We start from the raw sequence: 3,254 nt of genomic DNA, 5'->3' as shown, positions 1-3,254 counted from the left end.
CGGGCCGGCGCGCGGGGGGGCGCGGCGGGGGGGGCGGGGGGGCGCGTCTCTCCTTCGCGTGGGGGGGGGGGCGCCCCCCCCCCCGCCGCCCCCCCCCCCCCCCGAGGACGTGTGCGGCATCGGGCTGTCGGTGCCCGGCCCGGTCGATCCCGCGCGCTCGCGGGCCGTCCAGCCGCCGATCATGCCGGGCTGGGACGACTACCCGATCGCCGAGAACCTGGGCACCCGGTTCCCCGCGCCGGTGCTCGTCGACAACGACGCGAACCTGATGGCGCTCGGCGCGCACCGCGCCCGCTACCGGGACTGCCCGTCGCTCGTGCTGGTCAAGGTGTCCACCGGGATCGGGGCGGGGCTGGTGATCGGCGGGGAGGTGTATCGCGGCGTCGACGGCGGGGCGGGCGACATCGGCCACGTCCGGCTGCCCGGCCATCCCGGCGCGCGGTGCGCGTGCGGGTCGCTGGGCTGTCTGGCCGCCGTCGCGAGCGGGGGCGCGCTGGCCGCCCAGCTGAGCGAGCAGGGCCTGCCGACGGTGTCCGGTTCGGGCGTCCGTGAACGGGTACTGGCCGGACAGCCGGAGGCGGTCCGGCTCGCGCAGATCGCCGGGCGTCAGGTCGGCGAGGTGGTGGCGACCGTGGTGTGCATGGTCAATCCGGGCGTGCTGGTGATCGCCGGTGATCTCGCCGAACCGCATTTCGCCGCCGGTGTCCGGGAAATCGTGTACCAGCGCGCGTTGCCGCGCGCGACGCGGAGTCTCCGGGTGGAGATCGGTGATCGCGAAGACGGTGTCGCCGTGCGGGGCGCCGTCGCGATGGTGGTGGAAACCGAGTTCGCGCCCGCCGCCGTCGATCGACGCCTCTCGGCCCGCTGAAACGGTTGCGTCAGACGGGTTTCTCCGCGCGAGAACCCGACGGAAGTAGGTGGCGCGATGCCGTGCGGTGTGCTTCGGGTGACAGCGGAAAAATCGGGCGTAATTCGTCAACGGGGACGATCCGGGCGAAAAATCGGATTTCCGGTGACTATCGAAGCAGTCCGGCGGCGTCCGGGAAAGAATGGCGAGATAACGGTTCTGTTGTGGTCAATTCGCGCCTTCCCTCGCGCCGGAATCCGCGCCTAGTCTCTCCGGGTGTTCACCGGCCCCTGGGGCCGGGTTTCTCAAGAGGGAGAACCCTGTGCGAAGAAGTCTCACCCTGTTCCTGTCGCTCGCGGTGGCCGGTGGCCTCGCCGCGACCGTGCCGGCCACGGCGTCGGCACAGGACCGTCAGGACATTCCGCAGTCGCACCCGTTCTGGGCGAACCCGCAGGCCAAGGTCGCCGACACCGCGCCGGCGTCGAAGCTGAACTTCCGCGTGTACCTGAACCAGCGCGACCAGGCGGGTGCCGAGTCCGCGGCGCAGGCGGTGTCCGATCCGGACAGTCCGTCCTACCGGAAGTTCCTGAGCCCCGACCAGGTCCGCGACCGCTTCGCCGCCGCGCAGTCCACTGTGGACTCGGTGAAGCAGTGGCTCGCCGGTAGCGGCTTCAGCGTCGGCGACGTGCCGACGAACCGCGCGTACGTCGAGGCGACCGGCACCGCGGACCAGGTGCAGAAGGCGTTCTCGGTCAAGCTCGGCAAGTACGCCGTCAAGGGCAGGACGCTGCGGGCGGCCGACAAGGAACTGTCGGTGCCCGCGTCGCTGGCGAAGGACGTGCTCGGTGTCATCGGCGTCGACCAGGCGACGAACCTGCTGAAGCCGGACCACACCGACGGCTCCGACGCCGTGAAGACGCAGTCCGCCAAGCCGGGCGACGTGCCGCCCGCGAAGGGGTTCCGCAACTCCGGGCCGTGCAGCACCTACTACGGCGAGAAGGTCGACACCACCGACCCGGCGTACAACGGCAAGCAACTGCCGTACGCGCCGTGCGGGTACACCCCGGCCCAGTTGCGCTCGGCCTACGGCGTCGACCAGGCCGCGCGGTTCGGCGCCGACGGCAAGGGCACCACGATCGCGATCGTGGACGCCTTCGCGTCGCCGACCATCTACGCCGACGCCAGCGAGTACGCCAAGCGCAACGACCCCGAGCACCCGCTGAAGGCGTCGCAGTTCTCGCAGAAGATCTTCCCGCCCACCCCGGGCTCGGAGGCTCCGGACCAGTGCGACGCCGCGGGCTGGTACGGCGAGGAAACCCTCGACGTCGAGGCCGCGCACGGGCTCGCCCCCGGCGCGAACATCCTCTACGTGGGCGGTGCGGACTGCCAGGACCTTTCGCTGGACCAGGCGCTGAACTACGTCGTCGCCGACCACCGGGCCGACATCGTCTCGAACTCCTACGGCGACACCGGTGAAGACCTGCCGCCCGCCGAGATCAAGGCGTTCAACCAGATCGCGGTCCAGGCGGTGCTGCAGGGCATCGGCGTCTACTTCTCCTCCGGCGACAACGGCGACGAGGTCGCCCGCGTCGGCACCCCGACCCCGGACTTCGCGGCTTCCTCGCCGTGGGTGACCGCTGTCGGCGGCACCAGCCTCGCGGTCGGCAAGGACGGCAAGCGGATGTTCGAAACCGGCTGGGAGACCGGCAAGTCCAGCCTGACCAACGGCACCTACACGCCGGGCTTCCCCGGCGCGTACACCAGCGGTTCCGGTGGTGGCACGAGCCGTCAGTTCGAGCAGCCGTTCTACCAGAAGGGTTCGGTGCCGGACGCGCTGTCGACGAAGAACCAGAAGGGGAACAAGAAGGGCCGCGTCGTCCCGGACATCTCCGCGGTCGGTGACCCGAACACCGGGTTCCTGGTCGGCCAGACGCAGACCTTCCCCGAAGGCGCGCACTACGACCAGTACCGGATCGGCGGCACGAGCCTCGCGTCGCCGGTGTTCGCCGGGATCATGGCCGTCGCCGACAGCTTCGACCACTTCCACCACGGGTTCATCAACCCGGTGATCTACAAGCTGACCGCGCGGACCTCGGCGATCAGCGACGTGCAGCACGTGGACGGGGCCGTGGCGCGGGTGGACTTCGCCAACAGCGTCGACGCTTCGGGTGGTCTGCTCCACTCGGCGCGGACGTTCGACTACCCGAACCTGACGATCCACACCACCAAGGGCTACGACGACGTCACCGGCCTCGGCTCGCCGAACGGCCTGCTGTTCCTGATGCTCGTCTAGATCGAAGGCTGGGCTGAAGGGGACTTTCCTCGCAAACGAAGCGTGGAAAGTCCCCTTCAGCGCCGCGTACGAGATCAAAATACCCATCATCGCAGCCGGTTCGTGGTGGAGACG

The 3,254-nt window shown here is 70.2% G+C and carries 2 protein-coding genes; both read left to right on the top strand.

The genetic code is table 11. From position 1 onward, the window contains the following. The first annotated feature begins 109 nt into the window (after positions 1 to 109). Positions 110 to 868: an ROK family protein gene (locus ACFWX1_RS46175; RefSeq protein WP_378396288.1), complete on the top strand. Its 759-nt coding sequence runs from the start codon at positions 110 to 112 to the stop codon at positions 866 to 868. Between the two features lie 301 nt (positions 869 to 1,169). Then, positions 1,170 to 3,140 carry a protease pro-enzyme activation domain-containing protein gene (locus ACFWX1_RS46170; protein WP_378396287.1) on the top strand — a complete coding sequence of 657 codons (1,971 nt, stop codon included), beginning with the start codon at positions 1,170 to 1,172 and terminating at the stop codon, positions 3,138 to 3,140. The last annotated feature ends 114 nt before the right edge of the window (positions 3,141 to 3,254 follow it).

The organism is Amycolatopsis sp. NPDC059021 (genome assembly GCF_042739895.1).
Classification (GTDB): Bacteria; Actinomycetota; Actinomycetes; order Mycobacteriales; family Pseudonocardiaceae; genus Amycolatopsis.
Note: the sequence above shows the minus strand (reverse complement) of the source record. Positions and strands in the feature narration are given on the sequence as shown.